We start from the raw sequence: 21,693 nt of genomic DNA, 5'->3' as shown, positions 1-21,693 counted from the left end.
CCTTTTACCCTTTGTTATTGATTACAGCTGGAGCCAGAACTTGTACCACCAGCACCAAAACCCACGTTGCTATCAGCGGCATGAATACCACTTTCAAAACCGCCAGCGCCATCACCAGTAGAGCAAAGGTCAGCAACACCTTACACACTTCGCCGAGGGCGAAGGACCAGGCCACGCGGCCTTTGGCGGGTGTATGCGCCTGATGACGCCAGGCAAAAATCATAAACAACACGTTTGGCAGCACGACCGCCAAACCCCCGCACACGGCGGAGATGCCCCAGAAGGGGTCTTTGAGGCTAAACAGCAGTCCACTTGCTATCACAGCCAGAAACTGAATGAACAGAAGCTTACGAGCAACGTTTCTACTCAAGAGCGACACAGACATCACGTTTTTACTCCTGCTCCCTTCGAGGTATGCCGCGTGTCGTATAAAACGTCCTTTAAGGCTCAGAGTCAAGCATCAAAAAGCGGACAAATTATACGGTGCGTACCCGTGATTTCAAACATTAAGTAGCGAAAAGGTGAATAAATGTTTAAATATTTTTCCCCAGCGCTATTTTTTAACTTTCGTAGAAAGCACCGACCTTCGAGCAAAACTGCAAACAGCGCGAAAACGTTGACTACAAAGCGTGCACGAGATCACAAAACACACATTTGCGATAAGGTTGTATTTATCAAAGACGTAAATCGCCCAAGATTATCTTTCTGAAATTAAACACAAAATATCGCAACTATTTTCAAAACAGCCCCGTACACAATAAAAACCTTTTATTGACATTCTTAATAAATAATTAACATTGCGTTCTGGTTACAGCCTTCCACTTTTAGCAGGCTGATATTTTCATAGTTGACTATCTTCACGATGAATAATCGACGTGAGGTTAACCACAAGAAAATCCCTGGTAAAAAAGCGGTTAAACGCTCTCTGGTTAATCCCGGGTAGTTGTGCTGTTTTTTAACATACTCAGAACAGCACAAATTCCACATTTTTTATTATTTTTTTAAAAATTGTTTGGCTTAATTATCACCAGATGACGTTCACCGTCGAGCTGCGGAACGTTTAATTTCTCGATGGTTTCAACGCTAAAACCGTCCGGAAGCTGTTCAATTTCATCACCGGGCAGCTGTCCTTTCAGCGCATAAAAACGGCCATCTTCTGCCGGCAGATGCTTACACCAGCTCACCATGTCATTGAGCGAAGCAAACGCACGGCTGATAACGCCGTCAAACGGCGGCTCTGCCGGAAACTCCTCTACCCTGCTCTGTACGGGCGTGATGTTATCGAGCTTCAGTTCATGCTGAACCTGGCGTAAAAAGCGCACGCGCTTGCCCAGGCTGTCCAGCAGCGTGAAATGGCTCTCAGGTCGGACAATCGACAGCGGAACGCCCGGCAAACCCGGCCCCGTCCCCACGTCGATAAAACGTTCACCTTTCAGGTACGGCGCCACCACGATACTATCGAGAATATGGCGAACCAGCATCTCGTTGGGATCGCGCACAGACGTCAGGTTGTACGCTTTATTCCATTTGTTCAGCATATCGACATACGCCACCAGCTGGTTTTTCTGGTGATCGGTGAGCGAAATACCTGCCTGATCCAGCAGACGAGAGAGTTTGTTGAGCACGGTGAATACCTGTTGAGAGTTTTTTTGCCCGGTGGCGCTGCCGCTTACCGGGCCTACGAATAAGTAGGGCGGGTCAGCGAAGCGCCACCCGCCAAAAGCAATGTCAATTACGCGCTACGGCGCAGCATGCCCTGCTTTTTAAGCCACACCAGCAGGATCGAAATCGCCGCCGGCGTAACGCCCGAGATACGGGAGGCCTGGCCAATCGATACCGGTTTGTGATCGTTCAGCTTAGCGATCACTTCGTTGGAAAGGCCCGTCACCTGACGGTAGTCCAGCATTTCCGGCAGCAGCGTGTTTTCGTTGCGCTGCTGTTTTTCGATCTCATCCTGCTGACGCGCGATGTAGCCTTCGTACTTCACCTGAATTTCGACCTGCTCGGCAGCTTCAGCGTCTTCAAGGCCCGGTGCGAACGCGGTCAGTTTGACCAGATTCTCGTATGTGACTTCAGGACGACGCAGCAGATCTTCGCCGCTGGCTTCACGCGACAGCGGCGCTGTTAAGTGAGCGTTCACTTCGGCAGCGGTTTCCGCCTGTGGGTTTACCCACGTGGTTTTCAGGCGCTGACGTTCCTGTTCAATACGTTCCAGCTTCTCGTTGAAGCGCGTCCAGCGTTCGTCATCCACCAGACCCAGCTCGCGGCCTATCTCGGTCAGACGCAGGTCGGCGTTGTCCTCGCGCAGCATCAGACGATATTCCGCGCGAGAGGTAAACATACGGTACGGTTCTTTGGTGCCCAGCGTGCAGAGATCGTCGACCAAAACGCCCAGATAGGCCTGAGAACGCGCCGGTGCCCAGCCCTCTTTCTCGGCAGAGAAGCGGGCAGCGTTCAGACCGGCAAGCAAACCCTGCGCTGCGGCTTCTTCGTAGCCGGTGGTGCCGTTAATCTGCCCCGCGAAGAACAGGCCGTGGATGAATTTGCTCTCCAGCGTCGGCTTCAGGTCACGTGGGTCGAAGAAATCGTACTCAATAGCGTAGCCAGGGCGAACGATTTTCGCATTCTCCATCCCCTGCATTGAGCGAACAATTTGCATCTGCACGTCGAATGGCAGGCTGGTGGAGATGCCGTTCGGGTAAATTTCGTTCGAGGTCAGCCCTTCCGGCTCCAGGAAGATCTGGTGCTGGTTACGATCGGCAAAGCGCATCACTTTGTCTTCGATCGACGGGCAGTAACGTGGGCCGATCCCTTCGATCACGCCAGCGTACATTGGGCTGCGATCGAGGTTATTGCGGATCACGTCATGAGTTTTTTCGTTGGTATGCGTGATGTAGCACGGTACCTGCTGCGGGTGTTGCGCCGCGTTGCCCATGAACGAGAAAACCGGCATCGGGTTATCGCCGTGCTGTTGGGCCAGTACGCTGAAATCAATAGTGCGCGCATCGATACGCGGCGGCGTGCCGGTTTTCAGACGGCTGACGCGCAGCGGCAGTTCACGCAGACGACGAGACAGCGGAATGGACGGCGGATCGCCAGCACGGCCACCGCTGTAGTTGTCCAGACCAATATGGATTTTGCCGTCCAGGAATGTCCCGACCGTAAGCACCACGGCTTTGGCGCGGAACTTGAGGCCCATCTGGGTCACGGCGCCCACGACGCGATCGTTCTCAACGATAAGATCTTCTACCGCCTGCTGGAAGATCATCAGGTTCGGCTGGTTCTCCAGCGCGGTGCGCACGGCCTGGCGGTAAAGCACGCGGTCTGCCTGCGCACGAGTGGCGCGAACAGCAGGGCCTTTACTCGCGTTTAGTATCCTAAACTGAATGCCCGCATGATCGATCGCTTTCGCCATCAAGCCGCCAAGTGCATCCACTTCTTTTACCAGGTGTCCTTTCCCAATGCCGCCAATCGCCGGATTACAGGACATTTGTCCCAGCGTGTCGATATTGTGTGTCAAAAGCAGGGTCTGCTGACCCATTCGCGCTGCGGCCATTGCGGCCTCAGTGCCTGCATGACCCCCGCCAATGATGATGACGTCAAAAGGATCCTGATAAAACATGGTGGTCTGCCTCGCGTAAAGCGGTATGAAAATGGATTGAAGCCCGGGCCGTGGATTCTACTCAACTTTAGTCTTTCGAGAAAGCATTGGGATCCTGGGCTATTAAAAAGAAGATCTTTTTATTTAGAGATCTGTTCTATTGTGATCTCTTATTAGGATCGCGGACACGTGTGGATAAGTCCGATCCTGCAAATAAGATCATGCAGTTAGGAAGGATCGTTTGCTGTGAATGATCAGTGATCCAGGACCGTATAAGCTGGGATCAGATCGCGACTTTATACACAGGCCAAAAACGACGCTAGGGTTGTTCTTTGGATAACTACGGGTTAATACGAGCTTTTAACCAGAGTTATCCACATCTGTTCGCGCGATCTTTAATCGTTTTTGAGTAAATTTTTCCATTCCGCGAGCCAGATCTCGGCTGGATCTTCCGGAATGTCATGATCGAGGATGTTGATCTTGAGCGTTTCACCCAGCTGTTTTGCTCCGCAAGCGGTAACAGCGGCTTCGACCTTCTCTATTGCCCCGCAAAAGGTGTCATATTCACGACTGCCGATCCCCACTGCGCCAAAACGGACGTTTGACAGGTCGGGCTGCTGTTCCAGCAGTTCGTCATATAAAGGTTGCAGGTTATCCGGCAGATCGCCCGCGCCGTGCGTGGAGGTGATCAGCAGCCAGACCCCGTCAGCCGGGAGATCTTCAAGCAGCGGCCCGTGCAGCGTTTGTGTAGAAAAGCCTGCATCTTCCAGCTTTTCAGCCAGATGTTCCGCTACGTATTCCGCACCGCCAAGAGTGCTGCCGCTGATAAGGGTAATGTCCGCCATTGATCGCTCGCTCAGATAAAGAGGGGATCATTGTACGCTGTGAACGAGCTGGGATCTACCTGTGGAAAATGTGGGAATGAATTTGCCCGATCACGGGCGGATGGTACGCATGATCGGGTTTTGCAGGGAGATCAGTGTTTCGGTGGACTGAATTTCATCGATTGTTTGGATCTTGTTGATAAGTACCTGCTGGAGGGCATCGATGGAGCGGCACATCACCTTGATAAAGATGCTGTAGTGCCCGGTGGTGTAGTACGCCTCGGTGACTTCATCGAGTGCGTTCAGCTTTGCCAGCGCGGAGGGGTAGTCTTTTGCGCTTTTAAGAATAATGCCGATGAAGCAGCAGACGTCGTAACCCAACTGCTTCGGGCTGACGTCGATGCGCGCACCGGTAATGATCCCTGCCTGCTTCATCTTCTCTACGCGAACGTGAATGGTTCCCGGGCTGACGCCAAACTGTTTCGCCAGTTCAGCGTAGGCTGTACGGGCATTGGCCATTAAGGCCTCAAGGATGCCGCGGTCCAGATTGTCGATCTGATAATTTTCCATAGCTTTTTCTTATGAAGATTAATGAATACGTCTATTCTAGCGTCTTATTTTAACGAATCAAAAGTTAAGGTGGCTTTTTGTTGATGGGTTATTGAATTAAGTGCCGGTTCTGTTGCTTAATCATTATCAACAGGACGCAGGAGTATAAATAATGAAAACCGCTTACATCGCAAAACAACGCCAGATCAGTTTCGTAAAATCCCATTTTTCCCGCCAGCTGGAAGAGAAGCTTGGTCTTATTGAAGTTCAGGCGCCGATTCTTAGCCGCGTGGGTGACGGGACGCAGGATAACCTGTCTGGATGCGAAAAAGCGGTACAGGTGAAAGTGAAAACACTGCCAGACGCCCAGTTCGAAGTGGTGCATTCCCTGGCGAAGTGGAAGCGTCAAACCCTGGGACAACACGACTTCAGCGCGGGCGAAGGGCTCTACACGCACATGAAAGCCCTTCGCCCCGATGAAGACCGCCTCTCCCCAATTCACTCTGTCTACGTTGACCAGTGGGACTGGGAGCGAGTAATGGGAGATGGTGAACGCCACGTCGGCACGCTGAAATCCACCGTTGAGGCGATCTACGCGGGGATCAAAGCGACCGAAGCGGCCGTGAGCAAAGAGTTTGGTCTGGTACCGTTCCTGCCGGATACGATCCACTTTGTCCACAGCCAGGAACTGCTGAGCCGCTTCCCGGATCTTGATGCCAAAGGCCGCGAGCGGGCGATCGCCAAAGAACTGGGCGCGGTATTTCTGATTGGCATCGGCGGCAAACTGTCTGATGGCAAACGTCACGACGTTCGTGCGCCGGATTATGATGACTGGAGCACCGCGGGCGAAAGCGAATATGCCGGTCTGAACGGCGATATTCTGGTCTGGAACCCGGTTCTGGAAGATGCGTTTGAGCTCTCTTCGATGGGGATCCGCGTGGATGCAGAGGCGCTGAAGCGCCAGCTGGCGGTGACCGGTGATGAAGATCGCCTTAAATTAGAGTGGCATCAGGCGCTGCTGCGCGGTGAAATGCCGCAGACCATCGGCGGCGGTATCGGGCAGTCCCGTCTGACCATGCTGCTGCTGCAACTGTCTCACATTGGTCAGGTGCAATGTGGAGTCTGGCCGCAGCAGGTACGTGAAAGCGTCGATTCTCTTCTTTAATTAACGCCGCCAGCGTCTGAGCAGACGGCTACGCAACCCGGTATCAAAGCGCCAGATATGATCGAAGATGCGCATGATGCCGGGTTTTCCATGTGCGGACATCGCCACGGCATGAAAACGATGCTGGTGCACGCGCTGCAGCTCCTTCACTTTATTTACCACATCTTCCGGCAGCCGCTGGGCAATGAAATCGGAAATCACCACCGCGTCAGCGTCGTACCAGTCGCCGCCCTGCATCCGTTCTACAATGCTGCGAAAACAGCTGGCCAGATCGGTGCCGCCGCGAAAACGTTGGCTTAAAAAGCGGATGGCCTGCTCAATGCCCTGCTGGTTCGTCAGCTCGTAGCCCACGACTTCGCTGGAGAAGAGCATGATAAAGCAGCGACGGCGGTCAGCGAGCGCCACGCGCATCAGCGCCAGACAGAACGCCTTCGCACACTGCTCGTTAAAGCCACCCATTGATCCGGACGTATCCACGCAGACAATAAACGGCCCGCGCGGCTGCTCATCAAAGTCCTGATGCACGACCGGGCGCTGGCTGAGCTTCTCTCGCCAGGCTTCGCCGTGCAGCCGATAGGTGAGAAGCTGTTTTTCCACCAGCCGACGGTAAAACTCATACTCCAGTTCGGTCATCCCCAGCGTGCTTAGCTCGGTCGGCAGCAGGCGCAGGATGTCATCGCTTTGCTGGAGTCCGTCGACCTGCTCCGGCACGGTAGCCGGTTCGCGTACAAGGGTGCGGAAGGTTTCCATCGGGGCATCTTTCTTTGGGACCGATTTGGCCTCTCGCGAGCGGCCGAGCTGTTCCGCGAGCTTCATCAGCTCCGGCTGCTGGGTAAGAAAGTCGCCGTACTTCACGATCAGCTGATAATCCCCGCGCCGCAGCTGCCCGGCGCTCATATCCCAGAGGCGACCAGCGGCGTTTTCATTTTCTACCAGCACCTCCTCGAGCTGGCCACTCAGCGTCATGCGTTCCTGGACTTCGCTGAGCAGCTGTTCCCGTTCTTCATCCAGAAGCTGTTGGTTCAGCGTGGTAGCCTGGACGACCAGGCTCAGGCGCCAGCGCTGTAAAAAGAGGGTGTGCAGCGCCGGGGTAAAGGTGACGTTTTCTGTGACCAGCGTTCTGGCCTGGCTGGCAAACGGAGAGTGGACTTTATCGAGCAGGGTAAGGGTTTGCGGGATCTGGACGATAAACTGTGGCGTCGATAGCCGCTGACACTGCTGATAGGCCGCGACTTCCTCCGTCAGTTCAGGCGGGACTTCTGTCTCCTTAAACCGCTGCCGCAGATTGTCGCGCCAGCGCGGGAGATCGTCCGTCATCGCTTTTTTGAGTTTCGGGAATTTTTCAAAGAAGGCCGCCAGCTGCGGCGATGCCAGAAGGGTAATCACCACCTCCTCGATCAACCCTTCCTCGCTGACGGCCAGCATCATATTGAGCGTGTCCAGCGTTAGCATTGACGCGCCTGTTTGATCTGCGCGCTGACGTCCTGCAGGCTGGCTTCAATGCGACCTAGCCAGTCGCTATGAATAAAGAGGCATTTTTGCTGCTCGCTGAAGCGGGTGTGCTGCTGATGCCATTCGGTATCCAGCGCTTCCAGCTGCTGTTTAATCTCTTCCGGCACGCTGTCCGAGGCGGTGCCGGGAAGCGCAAGACGCGATCCCTGAAGGCTCACGTCGCGGATCACCAGGTGCTGACTGCTGTCCACTTCCATATTCAGCGGCTGCGCGAAACCGATGCCGTTGAGCTTTCCGCGGATCTCCCCGCCCTTATCCAGCCACTGCGCCAGCGGCTCGCGTTCAATCGTAATGTGCACCACCTGCATATCATGCAGCTTGAGGGGCTGCTGGAGCAGCAGTGTCAGCGTCGTGCCGGTCAGATCGGCGGGTAGCTCGTAATGCGGTTTGCGGGCGAACATGCCGCCCAGTCGGTTCACTTTTAGCGCGGTTTTATCGCTTTGCTGCTGCTGGAGCTGAATGCGCCGTTGGGCAATCGCCCCCAGCTGGTTGAGCATCGCCTGCTGCCCCCAGGCGTGCCCGGTCATCAAAACGTCCAGCTGCTGCTGCATCAGGTTCATGCCTTCTGCGTCGTGCCAGAGGCAGTCTTTTAGCAGGATCAGATCGATAGGGGCGACCGCGTCGCGACCGCTGAACAACGCGCTGGCCTGGAGCAGACGGATCGCTTTTTTCCAGCGACGATCTGAGACGTACGGGGCGGAAGGCAGGGAATCAAGCTGCTGGCGCAGCATGAAGATCAGCTCAAAGACGGCGTCGGGCAGCTTAATTTTGCCGATCTCGTCCTGCCACTGATGGTACTCCTCGTCCGTCACCTGCAGTGAAGGTGCCACCGGGTTTTCGTTTTCGTCCTGCTGGCTCACCAGCATTGAACGGAAGTTTGATTTATCCTGGACTTTATCCAGCCACAGGCGGATCAGCATGCGGTCATACAGCGCTTCCAGGCTGCTGTCGGCTTCGGGCAGTTCGTTTGACGCGGCCACCAGCAGGCGCATGGGGATCTTCTCTTCGCTCGCGCCGTTGCGGAAGCGACGTTCGTTGATTGCCGTCAGCAGGGTATTCAGAATGGCCGGGCCGGCTTTCCAGATCTCATCAAGAAAGACGATTTCCGCTTCCGGGAGATAGCCCGCCGTCAGACGCTCATAGCGCCCTTCATCTTTCAGCGCCTGAATAGAAAGCGGGCCGAAAACTTCTTCTGGCGTGGAGAAGCGCGTCATCAAATATTCAAATGCGCGAGCGTTCTGGAAAGCGAACTTTAGGCGGCGTGCAATCAAACTTTTGGCAATGCCCGGCGGTCCCAGCAGAAATACGCTTTCACCGCTCAATGCCGCCAGCAGGCAAAGGCGAATGGCGTGGCTACGCTCGTAAAGGCCTTTCTCCAGCGCGCTGCTGAGGCGGGAAATTCTTTCTGCTAATAAATGTGAGTGAGCCATAATAGTTTTGCATCCTTTCGCCGTTGTGGCGGCCAATTGAAGCGAGTATAGACGTTTCAGTCAGGGCTGGTAATAGGCTGAAGTGCGGCGCAATTTTCTTTGCGCTACATTAATGCGGTTGCATTTAGGGGTACGATTTTGCAATGAATCGTGCATACTGTGCGCTTTTTGTGGACCAAGGGACAGGAACACATTTGTTATTTAAACGAAAAGACTAGTCTATGAGCACTGATAATAAGCAATCATTACCCGCAATAACGCTTGCGGCGATCGGGGTTGTCTACGGTGATATCGGCACCAGCCCGCTTTATACGCTTCGTGAATGTTTGTCCGGCCAGTTTGGCTTTGGTGTTGAGCGCGATGCCGTGTTTGGCTTCCTGTCCCTCATCTTCTGGCTGCTGATCCTGGTCGTTTCCGTTAAATATCTCTCCTTCGTTATGCGTGCAGATAATGCGGGCGAAGGCGGGATCCTGACCCTGATGTCCCTTGCCGGTCGCAATACCTCGGCCAGAATGACGTCTGTGCTGGTGATTATCGGCCTGATAGGTGGCAGCTTCTTCTACGGGGAAGTGGTGATAACACCGGCTATCTCGGTGCTCTCGGCGATTGAAGGGCTGGAGATTATTGCCCCGCAGCTTGATGCCTGGGTTGTCCCGCTGGCAATCATCGTGTTGACGCTGCTGTTCATGATCCAGAAACACGGTACCGGGCTGGTGGGCAAACTGTTTGCGCCGATTATGCTGGCCTGGTTCCTGATCCTGGCGGCGCTCGGTTTGCGCAGCATTATTGCGAACCCGGAAGTGCTGCATGCGCTGAACCCTTACTGGGCGGTGCATTTCTTCCTTGAATATAAAGTGGTTTCCTTCGTGGCGCTGGGAGCTGTCGTGCTCTCCATCACCGGTGTGGAGGCGCTCTATGCTGACATGGGGCATTTCGGGAAGCTGCCTATCCGCGTGGCATGGTTTATTGTGGTGCTCCCGTCGCTGGTGCTGAACTACTTCGGTCAGGGCGCGCTGTTGCTCAAGAACCCGGAAGCGATTAAGAACCCATTCTTCCTGCTGGCACCTGACTGGGCGCTGGTGCCTATGCTGATCCTCGCAACGCTGGCGACCGTGATTGCCTCTCAGGCGGTGATTTCCGGGGTGTTCTCTCTGACCCGTCAGGCCGTTCGTCTGGGATATCTCTCGCCAATGCGCATCATCCATACCTCAGAGATGGAGTCGGGCCAGATCTACATCCCGTTCGTTAACTGGCTGCTCTACTTCGCTGTTGTGATCGTGATTGTTAGCTTCGAACACTCCAGTAATCTGGCGGCGGCCTACGGTATTGCCGTGACCGGTACGATGGTGCTGACGTCGCTTCTCTCCACCACGGTGGCGTACCGCAACTGGCACTGGAATAAGTTCCTCGTGGGGATGATTCTGGTGGGCTTCCTGTGCATTGACGTGCCGCTGTTCTCTGCGAACCTCGACAAAATTGTCTCCGGTGGCTGGCTGCCGCTGACGCTGGGCCTGTTGATGTTCATTGTCATGACCACATGGAAAAGCGAGCGCTTCCGCCTGCTGCGCCGCATGCATGAGCACGGTAATTCTCTGGAGGCGATGATCGCGTCGCTTGAGAAATCCCCGCCGGTGCGCGTGCCGGGTACCGCGGTTTACATGTCTCGTGCCCTGAATGTGATCCCGTTTGCGCTGATGCATAACCTTAAGCACAACAAAGTGCTGCACGAGCGCGTGATCCTGCTGACGCTGCGCACCGAAGATGCGCCGTACGTTCACAACGTGCGCCGCGTACAGATTGAGCAGCTGTCCCCGACCTTCTGGCGCGTGGTGGCGAGCTACGGCTGGCGCGAAACGCCGAACGTGGAAGAGGTGTTCCACCGCTGCGGTCTGGAAGGGTTAAGCTGCCGGATGATGGAGACGTCGTTCTTTATGTCCCACGAGTCGCTGATCATCGGCAAGCGCCCATGGTATCTGCGTCTGCGCGGTAAGCTGTATCTGATCCTGCAGCGTAACGCCCTGCGCGCCCCTGACCAGTTTGAGATCCCGCCTAACCGCGTCATTGAGCTGGGGACGCAGGTCGAGATTTAAGTCTCCGTGCGGCCTGATGCCCTCACCCCGTCCCTCTCCCACAGGGAGAGGGCGCAAACATCTAAAACGGTAACCTGACGGTTACCGTTTTGCATTTACCTCCCCTCCATTTCACTTAGCGAAACGTTTCGACGTTGATCACAAATCCGTTACGTCATGATGGTTTTCTGAACATTTATGCGGCTACACTATTTTTAGCGAAACGTTTCGCTAGTGGAGCAAGAAAATGAAGAAAGGCACGGTTCTCAACTCAGAAATCTCATCGGTTATTTCCCGTCTTGGGCATACCGATACGCTGGTGGTTTGCGATGCAGGCTTACCGGTTCCGCGCAGCACAACCCGTATCGATATGGCGTTAACGCAGGGCGTGCCCTCGTTTATGCAGGTACTGGAGGTAGTGACGGCGGAGATGCAGGTTGAGGCGGCCATTCTCGCGGCGGAAATCAAACAACATAATCCGCAACTCCACGAAACGTTGCTCAGCCACATTGAGCAACTGCAACAACACCAGGGAAACACCATAGAAATTCGTTACACAACGCACGAACAGTTCAAACAACAAACCGCAGACAGTCAGGCGGTGATTCGCAGCGGGGAGTGTTCCCCGTATGCGAATATCATTCTCTGTGCTGGCGTCACCTTCTGAGGCCATCATGGACGCATTACTGCAACTCAAAGGGATCGATAAGTCGTTCCCGGGCGTAAAAGCCCTCTCCGGTGCGGCGCTTAACGTCTACCCAGGACGCGTGATGGCGCTGGTGGGCGAAAACGGTGCCGGCAAATCCACCATGATGAAAGTGCTGACCGGGATCTACCAGCGCGATGCCGGTTCACTCGTTTGGCTGGGTAAAGAAACCACCTTTAACGGCCCGAAATCCTCTCAGGAAGCGGGCATCGGCATTATTCACCAGGAGCTGAACCTGATCCCGCAACTGACCATTGCGGAAAACATCTTCCTGGGCCGCGAGTTCGTGAACCGGTTCGGCAAAATCGACTGGAAAACCATGTACGCCGAAGCGGACAAGTTGCTGGCGAAGCTGAACCTGCGCTTTAAGAGTGACCGTCTGGTGGGCGACCTCTCCATCGGCGATCAGCAGATGGTGGAAATCGCGAAGGTGCTGAGCTTCGAGTCGAAGGTCATCATTATGGATGAACCGACCGATGCCCTGACCGATACCGAAACCGAATCCCTGTTCCGCGTGATCCGCGAACTGAAAGCGCAGGGGCGCGGCATTGTCTATATCTCTCACCGCATGAAAGAGATCTTCGAAATTTGCGACGACGTGACCGTCTTCCGCGACGGCCAGTTTATCGCCGAGCGCGAAGTGGCGACGCTGACCGAAGATACGCTGATCGAAATGATGGTGGGACGTAAGCTCGAAGACCAATATCCGCATCTGGACAAAGCGCCGGGCGAGATCCGCCTGAAGGTAGATAACCTCTGCGGCCCAGGCGTAAACGATGTGACCTTTACCCTGCGTCAGGGCGAGATCCTGGGCGTGGCGGGCCTGATGGGCGCGGGCCGTACCGAGCTGATGAAAGTGCTGTACGGCGCACTGCCGCGCACCAGCGGTTACGTTACTCTTGACGGCCATGAAGTGGTGACCCGCTCGCCGCAGGACGGGCTGGCGAACGGCATCGTCTATATCTCCGAAGACCGCAAGCGCGACGGCTTAGTGCTGGGCATGTCGGTGAAAGAGAATATGTCCCTCACCGCGCTGCGCTATTTCAGCCATAGCGGCGGCAGCCTGAAGCATAAAGATGAGCAGCAGGCGGTCAGCGATTTTATCCGTCTCTTCAACGTTAAAACCCCGTCGATGGAGCAGGCTATTGGCCTGCTGTCCGGCGGGAATCAGCAGAAAGTGGCGATTGCCCGCGGGCTGATGACGCGCCCGAAGGTGCTGATCCTCGACGAGCCAACCCGCGGCGTGGACGTGGGCGCGAAAAAAGAGATCTATCAGCTGATTAACCAGTTCAAGGCCGACGGTCTGAGCATCATTCTGGTCTCTTCCGAGATGCCAGAAGTATTAGGCATGAGCGATCGCATTATCGTCATGCATGAAGGGCATCTCGGCGGTGAATTCACTCGCGAGCAGGCCACCCAGGAAGTTCTGATGGCTGCCGCTGTGGGCAAGCTTAATCGCGTGAATCAGGAGTAAGAAGATGACTACCCAGGCTGTTTCTGGTCGCCGCTATTTCACAAAGGCATGGCTGATGGAACAAAAATCGCTGATTGCCCTGCTGGTGCTGATCGCGATTGTCTCGACCATGAGCCCGAACTTTTTTACCGTCAATAATCTGTTCAACATTCTGCAGCAGACGTCGGTGAACGCCATTATGGCGGTCGGCATGACGCTGGTGATTTTGACCTCGGGTATCGATCTGTCCGTCGGTTCCCTGCTGGCGCTCACCGGTGCGATCGCCGCTTCAATTGTGGGAATTGAGGTCAACGCGCTGGTGGCCGTTGCGGCTGCACTGGCGGCTGGCGCGGCGATTGGTGCCGTAACTGGCGTGATTGTGGCAAAAGGCCGCGTTCAGGCGTTTATCGCCACGCTGGTGATGATGCTGCTGCTGCGCGGTGTGACCATGGTTTACACCAACGGTAGCCCGGTGAATACCGGGTTTACGGATAACGCGGATCTGTTTGGCTGGTTCGGTATCGGTCGCCCGCTAGGTGTCCCGACCCCGGTCTGGATCATGGCTATCGTCTTCCTGGCGGCGTGGTACATGCTGCACCATACCCGCCTGGGCCGTTATATCTATGCGCTGGGTGGTAACGAAGCGGCCACGCGCCTGTCCGGTATCAGCGTTAATAAAGTCAAAATTATCGTGTACTCCCTGTGCGGCCTGCTGGCCTCTCTGGCGGGCATCATCGAAGTGGCGCGCCTCTCTTCCGCACAGCCAACGGCGGGGACGGGGTACGAGCTGGATGCCATCGCGGCGGTGGTTCTGGGCGGTACGAGCCTTGCGGGCGGTAAAGGTCGCATTGTTGGGACATTGATCGGCGCACTGATCCTCGGTTTCCTGAATAATGGTTTGAATTTGTTAGGTGTTTCCTCCTATTACCAGATGATCGTTAAGGCAGTGGTGATTTTGCTGGCGGTACTGGTAGACAACAAAAAACAGTAACTGACGACACTACAGGACATCTTAGATATGAACATGAAAAAACTGGCTACCCTGGTTTCCGCTGTCGCGCTGAGCGCAACCGTAAGTGCTAACGCCATGGCGAAAGACACCATCGCGCTGGTTGTCTCTACCCTGAACAACCCGTTCTTCGTCTCCCTGAAGGACGGTGCGCAGAAAGAAGCGGACAAACTGGGCTACAACCTGGTGGTGCTGGATTCACAGAACAACCCGGCGAAAGAGCTGGCTAACGTTCAGGACTTAACCGTTCGTGGCACCAAAATTCTGCTGATCAACCCAACCGATTCTGATGCCGTAGGCAACGCCGTGAAGATGGCAAACCAGGCGAAAATTCCGGTGATCACTCTGGACCGTCAGGCAACGAAAGGCGAAGTTGTGAGCCACATTGCGTCTGATAACGTGCTGGGCGGTAAAATTGCTGGTGACTACATCGCGAAGAAAGCCGGTGAAGGCGCGAAAGTTATCGAACTGCAGGGCATTGCCGGGACTTCCGCGGCCCGTGAACGTGGTGAAGGCTTCCAGCAGGCCGTGGCTGCACACAAATTCAACGTGCTGGCCAGCCAGCCGGCAGACTTCGACCGTACTAAGGGTCTGAACGTCATGCAGAACCTGCTGACCGCGCATCCAGATGTGCAGGCGGTATTTGCACAGAACGATGAAATGGCGCTGGGTGCGCTGCGTGCCCTGCAGACCGCAGGTAAATCAGATGTGATGGTTGTCGGATTTGACGGCACGCCGGATGGTGAAAAAGCAGTAAATGATGGCAAACTGGCTGCGACTATCGCTCAGCTGCCTGAGCAGATTGGCGCGACTGGCGTTGAAACTGCCGACAAAGTGCTGAAGGGCGAAAAAGTTCAGGCCAAATATCCTGTTGACCTGAAGCTGGTCATTAAGCAGTAAAGGCGATTCAGGCAGTCGCTGGCTGCCTGAGGGACACCAAATAAAAGAAAAGTGTGGCATACGCCACCGGGTAATACCGGTGGCGCTCTCAGATGGACACCTCAATACATGAAAACCGCAGGCAACCTCGTCGTCCTTGGCAGTATCAATGCCGATCACATTCTTAACCTTGAAACGTTCCCCACTCCGGGCGAAACCGTCACCGGTAATCAGTATCAGGTCGCGTTCGGCGGTAAGGGCGCAAACCAGGCAGTTGCCGCCGGGCGCAGCGGGGCGAATATCGCGTTTATCGCCTGTACGGGTGATGACGATACCGGCGAGCGCGTACGCAAGCAGCTGGCAAGTGACAACATCGATACTGCACCCGTCAGCGTTGTTGAAGGGGAATCTACCGGTGTGGCGCTGATCTTCGTCAATGCGGAAGGTGAGAATGTCATCGGTATTCATGCGGGGGCTAACGCCGCGTTAACGACTGAACGCGTCGAAGCGCAGCGTGGGATCATCGCCGGAGCGGAAGCCCTGCTGATGCAGCTGGAGTCTCCGGTTGAAAGCGTGCTGACCGCCGCGAAAATTGCGCATGAAAATCATACCACTGTCGTACTTAACCCTGCGCCTGCCCGTGTATTATCAGATGAACTGCTGGCGCTGGTAGACATCATTACGCCGAACGAAACCGAAGCGGAAAAGCTGACGGGCATTCGCGTTGAAAATGACAATGATGCCGCGCGTGCGGCGAAAGTGCTGCATGCAAAAGGCATCGGGACCGTTATCATTACTCTTGGTAGCCGCGGGGTGTGGGCTAGCGTCAATGGCGAAGGCCGTCGCGTGCCGGGCTTTAAGGTCAAAGCCATTGATACCATCGCCGCTGGAGACACCTTCAACGGTGCGCTGGTGACGGCATTGCTGGAAGGAAAAGCGATGGATGACGCGATCCGCTTTGCGCATGCCGCCGCCGCGATTGCGGTGACGCGCAAAGGCGCACAGCCTTCCGTTCCGTGGCGTAAAGAGATCGATGAATTCTTAAGTCAGCAGGGGTAACGCTTGGCTACGATGAAAGATGTCGCCCGCATGGCGGGCGTTTCTACTTCGACCGTCTCTCACGTTATTAATAACGACCGCTTCGTCAGCGAGGCGATTCGGGAGAAAGTCGAAGCCGCAGTAAAAGATCTCAACTATGCGCCGTCGGCGCTGGCGCGCAGTCTGAAGCTTAACCAGACGCGCACCATCGGCATGCTGATCACGGCCAGTACCAATCCTTTCTATTCTGAACTTGTTCGTGGCGTAGAGCGCAGCTGCTTCGAGCGTGGCTACAGTCTGGTGCTGTGCAATACTGAAGGCGACGAGCAGCGCATGAACCGCAACCTGGAAACGCTGATGCAAAAACGCGTCGACGGGCTGCTGCTGCTCTGTACCGAAACGCATCAACCTTCAAAAGAGATCATTCAGCGCTATCCTTCTATTCCCACGGTAATGATGGACTGGGCGCCGTTCGACGGGACCAGCGATCTGATTCAGGATAACTCGCTGCTGGGCGGCGATATGGCGACGCAGCACCTGATTGATAAAGGCCATACCCGCATTGCCTGCATTACCGGCCCGCTGGATAAAACCCCGGCGCGCTTGCGTCTGGAAGGCTATCTTTCGGCAATGGAGCGGGCAGGGCTTGCCATTCCTGATGGCTATCGCATCACCGGCGATTTCGAGTTTAACGGCGGTTTCGAGGCAATGCAGACGCTGCTGGCGCAAGAGCCTCGCCCGCAGGCGGTGTTTATCGGCAACGATGCGATGGCGTTTGGTGCCTATCAGGCGCTGTATCAGGCGGGACTGCGCGTTCCGGACGATATGGCTATCGTGGGCTACGATGATATCGAACTGGCGCGCTACATGACGCCGCCGCTGACCACGATCCATCAGCCGAAGGATGAACTGGGTGAGCTGGCCATCGACGTGTTGATCCACCGTATGGCGCAGCCCACGCTGCAACAGCAACGTTTGCAGCTTACTCCTGTTCTGATGGAACGCGGTTCGGTTTAGCTTTCTCTTTGTGACGCTCTTTAATCAGGTTCCGGCCATCTTTCGGTTTTAACAACATAAAGACCAGCGCCGACACCACGGTAAGCGCGCCCATGGTGATAAAGGTATAGTGGAACTGCTCAACGGTATTCGTGCCGCCAAACCCTTCATAAAACCGCAGCACCGCCGCGCTCACGGCTACCCCGAGGCTGATCGACAGCTGTTGGGTCACCGCCAGTACGCTGTTGCCGCTGCTCGCGTTCTCGTCGGTCAGGTCCGCAAGGGTGATGGTGTTCATCGACGTGAACTGCGTTGACATCGCCATTCCCAGCACAAACAGCGGCAGGATCAACATCCAGACCGGTAACGCCGCGGATTGCAGCGAGAACTGCGCAATCATCAGACCGATAAAGACCGTCACGCCAACCAGCGTTTTACGATAGCCAAACCAGCGCAGTACCTGCGTGACCGTTGATTTCGCCAGAATGGAACCCATTGCCGTGGGCGCCATCATGCAGCCGGCAATCAGCGCCGGGTAGCCGAACCCCACCTGCAGCATCAATGGCATCAGGAACGGTACGCAGCCCGTGCCCAGACGTGAGGCAATATTGCCCGCGATCCCGACGGAAAAGGTTCGGGTGTTAAAGAGAGATAAAGAGATAAGCGGTGTCGGGTGACGACGCGCATGGCGTATATAAAGAAGGAAAAGCAGAATACCACTGAGGATGACGGCGAGCGCCAGCCACGTTTCAACGAGCTTCTCGCCAATGAGTTCCATGCCACTGGAGAACAGCACCAGGCTCAGTCCAAACAGGAAAAAGCCGCCCATATCGAAGCTGCGCCTTGGCGTGGTGAAGTTCGGCATATATTTGCGGGCATAGATCAGCCCTGCCACGCCAATCGGAATATTAATCAGGAAAATCCAGTGCCAGCTTGCCCAGGTAACCAGCACACCCCCGAGGACCGGGCCAAGTATTGGGCCGACCAGCCCTGGCATGGTGACAAAGTTGAGTATGGGGAGCAGTTCGCTGCGTGGGTAGGCACGCAGCAAAGCGAGGCGCGCCACCGGCATCATCATCGCGCCGCCTATTCCCTGCAGTACGCGAAAGATAACCAGCTCCGTTAATGAAGTGGAGAGCGCGCAGGCCAGTGAACCGAGCGTAAAGAGCGTTACGGCCAGCATGAAAACTCTGCGGGTACCGAAGCGATCGGCCAGCCAGCCACTTACCGGGATCAACATCGCCACCGTGAGGGTGTAGCTGATGATGGCGGACTGCATTGCCAGCGGGGAGCGGTTAAGGCTTTGCGCAATGGCGGGAAGCGCCGTATTGAGGATGGTGGCATCCAGTGCCTGCATAAAGAACGCCATGGCTGCAATCCACGGCAATCCGGCCATGCTGCGCGCTTTTTTCTCTGTCATTTATTTACCTGCTGGTGGGTTGGTGCGGTCAGCAATGCCTGACATGCAGTCAGGGCTCGCTGCCCGTCGCTCTCCTGAATGGCATCTACTATCGCCTGATGCAAATCCAGCTTTACCACTTCGTCTTGTGTAATAGAGGTAAAGTAGGTGTGGTACACCGAATGGAATAACGAAGCAAAGGAAGTGAGGAACGGATTGGCGCTCATCATATAGATATGTTCATGCCAGGCCATATCGACCTCAATCCATCGTTCCCGGTTGAAGTGTTTTTTCAGGAATACCATCTCTTCCATGAGTGCGTTAAGCTGCGCTTTCTGCTCTGCTGTCCCGAGCGTGGCGGCAAGCAGGCATGCCTGAGGTTCAAGACTGCTGCGCATTACCAGAAAGTGATCGACGACCTGATGAAAGTTGTCTTCGGTCATCCACCAGGAGAGCAGCTCCTGATCGAGAAAATTCCAGTTATTCTGTGGCATCACGCGCGTGCCAATACGAGGGCGTGGAAGCACCATGCCTTTTGCCGTCAGGGTTTTCACCGCCTCGCGAACCGCGGTACGGCTTACTCCAAACTGCTCACCCAGCTCCAATTCACCCGGCAGGATGCTCCCCGGGGCATATTTACCCCGCTAAAATCCGCTGCGCCAGCTTTTCTGCCAGCACATAGGACAGATTTTTTTGGGCGGCCAGCTGTTGTGCGCTTAATGGCATCGCTTTTATTCCTTAATGTTTCATGCTGTTAATTATGCCACCTCGAATGTGATTATGGTTGCAGATACATCAAATAGAACAATTTGTAGCTTGATATCACCTCTGTTGGTGAAAAAAAACACGGTCAGAAACTTTTTTTGAATTTCCTCTTGTCACTTAAGAATAACGCCCTATAATGCGCCTCCACTGACACGGAACAACGGCACACACGCCGCCGGGTCAGCAGAGAAAAGCGAAATAAACGCTTGACTCTGAAGCGGGAAAGCGTAATATGCACACCCCGCGCCGCAGCGAAAACGAAGCGGCACTGCTCTTTAAAAATTTATCAGACAATCTGTGTGGGCACTCAAAGTGACATGGATTCTTAACGTCCTCGGACGAAAAATGAATACCAAGTCTCTGAGTGAACATACGTAATTCATTACGAAGTTTAATTCACGAGCATCAAACTTAAATTGAAGAGTTTGATCATGGCTCAGATTGAACGCTGGCGGCAGGCCTAACACATGCAAGTCGAACGGTAGCACAGAGAGCTTGCTCTCGGGTGACGAGTGGCGGACGGGTGAGTAATGTCTGGGAAACTGCCTGATGGAGGGGGATAACTACTGGAAACGGTAGCTAATACCGCATAACGTCGCAAGACCAAAGAGGGGGACCTTCGGGCCTCTTGCCATCAGATGTGCCCAGATGGGATTAGCTAGTAGGTGGGGTAACGGCTCACCTAGGCGACGATCCCTAGCTGGTCTGAGAGGATGACCAGCCACACTGGAACTGAGACACGGTCCAGACTCCTACGGGAGGCAGCAGTGGGGAATATTGCACAATGGGCGCAAGCCTGATGCAGCCATGCCGCGTGTATGAAGAAGGCCTTCGGGTTGTAAAGTACTTTCAGCGGGGAGGAAGGCGATAAGGTTAATAACCTTGTCGATTGACGTTACCCGCAGAAGAAGCACCGGCTAACTCCGTGCCAGCAGCCGCGGTAATACGGAGGGTGCAAGCGTTAATCGGAATTACTGGGCGTAAAGCGCACGCAGGCGGTCTGTCAAGTCGGATGTGAAATCCCCGGGCTCAACCTGGGAACTGCATTCGAAACTGGCAGGCTAGAGTCTTGTAGAGGGGGGTAGAATTCCAGGTGTAGCGGTGAAATGCGTAGAGATCTGGAGGAATACCGGTGGCGAAGGCGGCCCCCTGGACAAAGACTGACGCTCAGGTGCGAAAGCGTGGGGAGCAAACAGGATTAGATACCCTGGTAGTCCACGCCGTAAACGATGTCGACTTGGAGGTTGTGCCCTTGAGGCGTGGCTTCCGGAGCTAACGCGTTAAGTCGACCGCCTGGGGAGTACGGCCGCAAGGTTAAAACTCAAATGAATTGACGGGGGCCCGCACAAGCGGTGGAGCATGTGGTTTAATTCGATGCAACGCGAAGAACCTTACCTACTCTTGACATCCAGAGAACTTTCCAGAGATGGATTGGTGCCTTCGGGAACTCTGAGACAGGTGCTGCATGGCTGTCGTCAGCTCGTGTTGTGAAATGTTGGGTTAAGTCCCGCAACGAGCGCAACCCTTATCCTTTGTTGCCAGCGGTTAGGCCGGGAACTCAAAGGAGACTGCCAGTGATAAACTGGAGGAAGGTGGGGATGACGTCAAGTCATCATGGCCCTTACGAGTAGGGCTACACACGTGCTACAATGGCGCATACAAAGAGAAGCGACCTCGCGAGAGCAAGCGGACCTCATAAAGTGCGTCGTAGTCCGGATTGGAGTCTGCAACTCGACTCCATGAAGTCGGAATCGCTAGTAATCGTGGATCAGAATGCCACGGTGAATACGTTCCCGGGCCTTGTACACACCGCCCGTCACACCATGGGAGTGGGTTGCAAAAGAAGTAGGTAGCTTAACCTTCGGGAGGGCGCTTACCACTTTGTGATTCATGACTGGGGTGAAGTCGTAACAAGGTAACCGTAGGGGAACCTGCGGTTGGATCACCTCCTTACCTTAAAGAACCTGCCTTTGTAGTGTCCACACAGATTGTCTGATGAAAAGTAAACAGCAAGGCGTCTTGCGATTGAGACTTCAGTGTCCCCTTCGTCTAGAGGCCCAGGACACCGCCCTTTCACGGCGGTAACAGGGGTTCGAATCCCCTAGGGGACGCCACTTGCTGGTTCGTGAGTGAAAGTCACCTGCCGTCATATCTCAAAACTGACTTGCGAGTCATGTTTGAGATATTTGCTCTTTAAAAATCTGGATCAAGCTGAAAATTGAAACGACACATCTTTAAGGTGTGTTCGAGTCTCTCAAATTTTCGCAAGTCGATGATGAATCGAAAGAAACATCTTCG

The 21,693-nt window shown here is 54.9% G+C and carries 16 protein-coding genes, 1 tRNA gene, 1 rRNA gene and 1 pseudogene; 10 read left to right on the top strand and 9 right to left on the bottom strand.

Going from position 1 to position 21,693, the window contains the following annotated elements:
• Positions 1–4: 4 nt before the first annotated feature.
• The 5 genes from atpI to asnC form a co-directional block, all read right to left on the bottom strand.
• Entirely contained in the window at positions 5–385 is a 381-nt protein-coding gene (gene atpI / locus DG357_RS22725) for a F0F1 ATP synthase subunit I (RefSeq protein ID WP_008500194.1), read from the bottom strand.
• Positions 386–1,001: 616 nt separating this feature from the next.
• A complete protein-coding gene (rsmG, locus tag DG357_RS22720) occupies positions 1,002–1,625 on the bottom strand; it encodes a 16S rRNA (guanine(527)-N(7))-methyltransferase RsmG (protein WP_049001577.1) in 624 nt (207 codons plus the stop codon).
• Positions 1,626–1,732: 107 nt separating this feature from the next.
• A complete protein-coding gene (gene mnmG / locus DG357_RS22715) occupies positions 1,733–3,622 on the bottom strand; it encodes a tRNA uridine-5-carboxymethylaminomethyl(34) synthesis enzyme MnmG (RefSeq protein ID WP_048961467.1) in 1,890 nt (629 codons plus the stop codon).
• A 374-nt stretch (positions 3,623–3,996) separates the two neighbouring features.
• Positions 3,997–4,446, bottom strand: a complete 450-nt coding sequence (gene mioC / locus DG357_RS22710; RefSeq protein ID WP_041911749.1) for an FMN-binding protein MioC — start codon at positions 4,444–4,446, stop codon at positions 3,997–3,999.
• Positions 4,447–4,536: 90 nt separating this feature from the next.
• Positions 4,537–4,995 (bottom strand): transcriptional regulator AsnC, encoded by a 459-nt coding sequence (gene asnC / locus DG357_RS22705; protein WP_008500198.1) that lies wholly within the window; start codon positions 4,993–4,995, stop codon positions 4,537–4,539.
• A gap of 151 nt (positions 4,996–5,146) precedes the next feature.
• Between asnC and asnA the strand changes: the two genes are divergently transcribed.
• Positions 5,147–6,139 carry an aspartate--ammonia ligase gene (asnA, locus tag DG357_RS22700; protein WP_041911750.1) on the top strand — a complete coding sequence of 331 codons (993 nt, stop codon included), beginning with the start codon at positions 5,147–5,149 and terminating at the stop codon, positions 6,137–6,139.
• Here the strand turns inward: asnA and viaA are convergent, their stop codons facing one another.
• Complete coding sequence (viaA, locus tag DG357_RS22695; protein WP_028014911.1) at positions 6,140–7,591, bottom strand: ATPase RavA stimulator ViaA; 1,452 nt, start codon at positions 7,589–7,591, stop codon at positions 6,140–6,142.
• A complete protein-coding gene (gene ravA, locus DG357_RS22690; RefSeq protein WP_045631286.1) occupies positions 7,585–9,081 on the bottom strand; it encodes an ATPase RavA in 1,497 nt (498 codons plus the stop codon). Before ravA ends, viaA begins: the two co-directional genes overlap by 7 nt.
• A 221-nt stretch (positions 9,082–9,302) precedes the next feature.
• On the opposite strand from ravA, the gene kup reads away from it, so the two are divergent.
• The 7 genes from kup to rbsR all read left to right on the top strand — a co-directional run bounded on the left by kup (position 9,303) and on the right by rbsR (position 17,252).
• Complete coding sequence (gene kup / locus DG357_RS22685) at positions 9,303–11,171, top strand: low affinity potassium transporter Kup (RefSeq protein WP_045261172.1); 1,869 nt, start codon at positions 9,303–9,305, stop codon at positions 11,169–11,171.
• 226 nt (positions 11,172–11,397) lie between these two features.
• Positions 11,398–11,817 (top strand): D-ribose pyranase, encoded by a 420-nt coding sequence (rbsD, locus tag DG357_RS22680; protein ID WP_003862392.1) that lies wholly within the window; start codon positions 11,398–11,400, stop codon positions 11,815–11,817.
• A 7-nt stretch (positions 11,818–11,824) separates the two neighbouring features.
• Entirely contained in the window at positions 11,825–13,330 is a 1,506-nt protein-coding gene (gene rbsA / locus DG357_RS22675; RefSeq protein WP_041911754.1) for a ribose ABC transporter ATP-binding protein RbsA, read from the top strand.
• Positions 13,331–13,334: 4 nt separating this feature from the next.
• Positions 13,335–14,300, top strand: coding sequence for a ribose ABC transporter permease (gene rbsC, locus DG357_RS22670; RefSeq protein ID WP_006808742.1), 966 nt, complete (start codon positions 13,335–13,337; stop codon positions 14,298–14,300).
• Between the two features lie 27 nt (positions 14,301–14,327).
• Entirely contained in the window at positions 14,328–15,218 is an 891-nt protein-coding gene (gene rbsB, locus DG357_RS22665; RefSeq protein ID WP_010426610.1) for a ribose ABC transporter substrate-binding protein RbsB, read from the top strand.
• A gap of 108 nt (positions 15,219–15,326) precedes the next feature.
• Positions 15,327–16,256 (top strand): ribokinase, encoded by a 930-nt coding sequence (rbsK, locus tag DG357_RS22660; RefSeq protein ID WP_045631283.1) that lies wholly within the window; start codon positions 15,327–15,329, stop codon positions 16,254–16,256.
• Between the two features lie 3 nt (positions 16,257–16,259).
• Entirely contained in the window at positions 16,260–17,252 is a 993-nt protein-coding gene (gene rbsR, locus DG357_RS22655; RefSeq protein WP_028014905.1) for a ribose operon transcriptional repressor RbsR, read from the top strand.
• Here rbsR and mdtD read toward each other — a convergent pair.
• Together mdtD and DG357_RS22645 are read right to left on the bottom strand one after the other, a co-directional pair.
• Entirely contained in the window at positions 17,218–18,651 is a 1,434-nt protein-coding gene (mdtD, locus tag DG357_RS22650; protein ID WP_088204432.1) for a multidrug transporter subunit MdtD, read from the bottom strand. The two genes, rbsR and mdtD, sit on opposite strands and share 35 nt — an antisense overlap.
• A pseudogene (locus tag DG357_RS22645) lies at positions 18,648–19,356 on the bottom strand (FadR/GntR family transcriptional regulator). The gene mdtD and the pseudogene DG357_RS22645 overlap by 4 nt, the downstream one beginning before the upstream one ends.
• Positions 19,357–19,808: 452 nt before the next feature.
• Here DG357_RS22645 and DG357_RS22640 point away from each other — a divergent pair.
• Together DG357_RS22640 and DG357_RS22635 are read left to right on the top strand one after the other, a co-directional pair.
• Positions 19,809–21,348 (top strand): 16S ribosomal RNA (locus tag DG357_RS22640).
• Positions 21,349–21,433: 85 nt separating this feature from the next.
• Positions 21,434–21,509 (top strand) — tRNA-Glu (locus tag DG357_RS22635).
• The last annotated feature ends 184 nt before the right edge of the window (positions 21,510–21,693 follow it).

This window comes from Enterobacter bugandensis (genome assembly GCF_900324475.1).
GTDB classification, from domain to species: domain Bacteria; phylum Pseudomonadota; class Gammaproteobacteria; order Enterobacterales; family Enterobacteriaceae; genus Enterobacter; species Enterobacter bugandensis.
This window is presented reverse-complemented; position numbering and strand designations above follow the sequence as displayed.

Bases quoted from the DNA above. Each gene is read 5' to 3' on its own strand.
- viaA (WP_028014911.1), bottom strand. From the start codon at position 7,591: ATGCTAACGCTGGACACGCTCAATATGATGCTGGCCGTCAGCGAGGAA.
- asnC (WP_008500198.1), bottom strand. From the start codon at position 4,995: ATGGAAAATTATCAGATCGACAATCTGGACCGCGGCATCCTTGAGGCC.
- mioC (WP_041911749.1), bottom strand. From the start codon at position 4,446: ATGGCGGACATTACCCTTATCAGCGGCAGCACTCTTGGCGGTGCGGAA.
- asnA (WP_041911750.1), top strand. From the start codon at position 5,147: ATGAAAACCGCTTACATCGCAAAACAACGCCAGATCAGTTTCGTAAAA.
- kup (WP_045261172.1), top strand. From the start codon at position 9,303: ATGAGCACTGATAATAAGCAATCATTACCCGCAATAACGCTTGCGGCG.
- mnmG (WP_048961467.1), bottom strand. From the start codon at position 3,622: ATGTTTTATCAGGATCCTTTTGACGTCATCATCATTGGCGGGGGTCAT.
- ravA (WP_045631286.1), bottom strand. From the start codon at position 9,081: ATGGCTCACTCACATTTATTAGCAGAAAGAATTTCCCGCCTCAGCAGC.
- rbsD (WP_003862392.1), top strand. From the start codon at position 11,398: ATGAAGAAAGGCACGGTTCTCAACTCAGAAATCTCATCGGTTATTTCC.
- mdtD (WP_088204432.1), bottom strand. From the start codon at position 18,651: ATGACAGAGAAAAAAGCGCGCAGCATGGCCGGATTGCCGTGGATTGCA.
- rbsK (WP_045631283.1), top strand. From the start codon at position 15,327: ATGAAAACCGCAGGCAACCTCGTCGTCCTTGGCAGTATCAATGCCGAT.
- rbsA (WP_041911754.1), top strand. From the start codon at position 11,825: ATGGACGCATTACTGCAACTCAAAGGGATCGATAAGTCGTTCCCGGGC.
- rbsB (WP_010426610.1), top strand. From the start codon at position 14,328: ATGAACATGAAAAAACTGGCTACCCTGGTTTCCGCTGTCGCGCTGAGC.
- rbsC (WP_006808742.1), top strand. From the start codon at position 13,335: ATGACTACCCAGGCTGTTTCTGGTCGCCGCTATTTCACAAAGGCATGG.
- atpI (WP_008500194.1), bottom strand. From the start codon at position 385: ATGTCTGTGTCGCTCTTGAGTAGAAACGTTGCTCGTAAGCTTCTGTTC.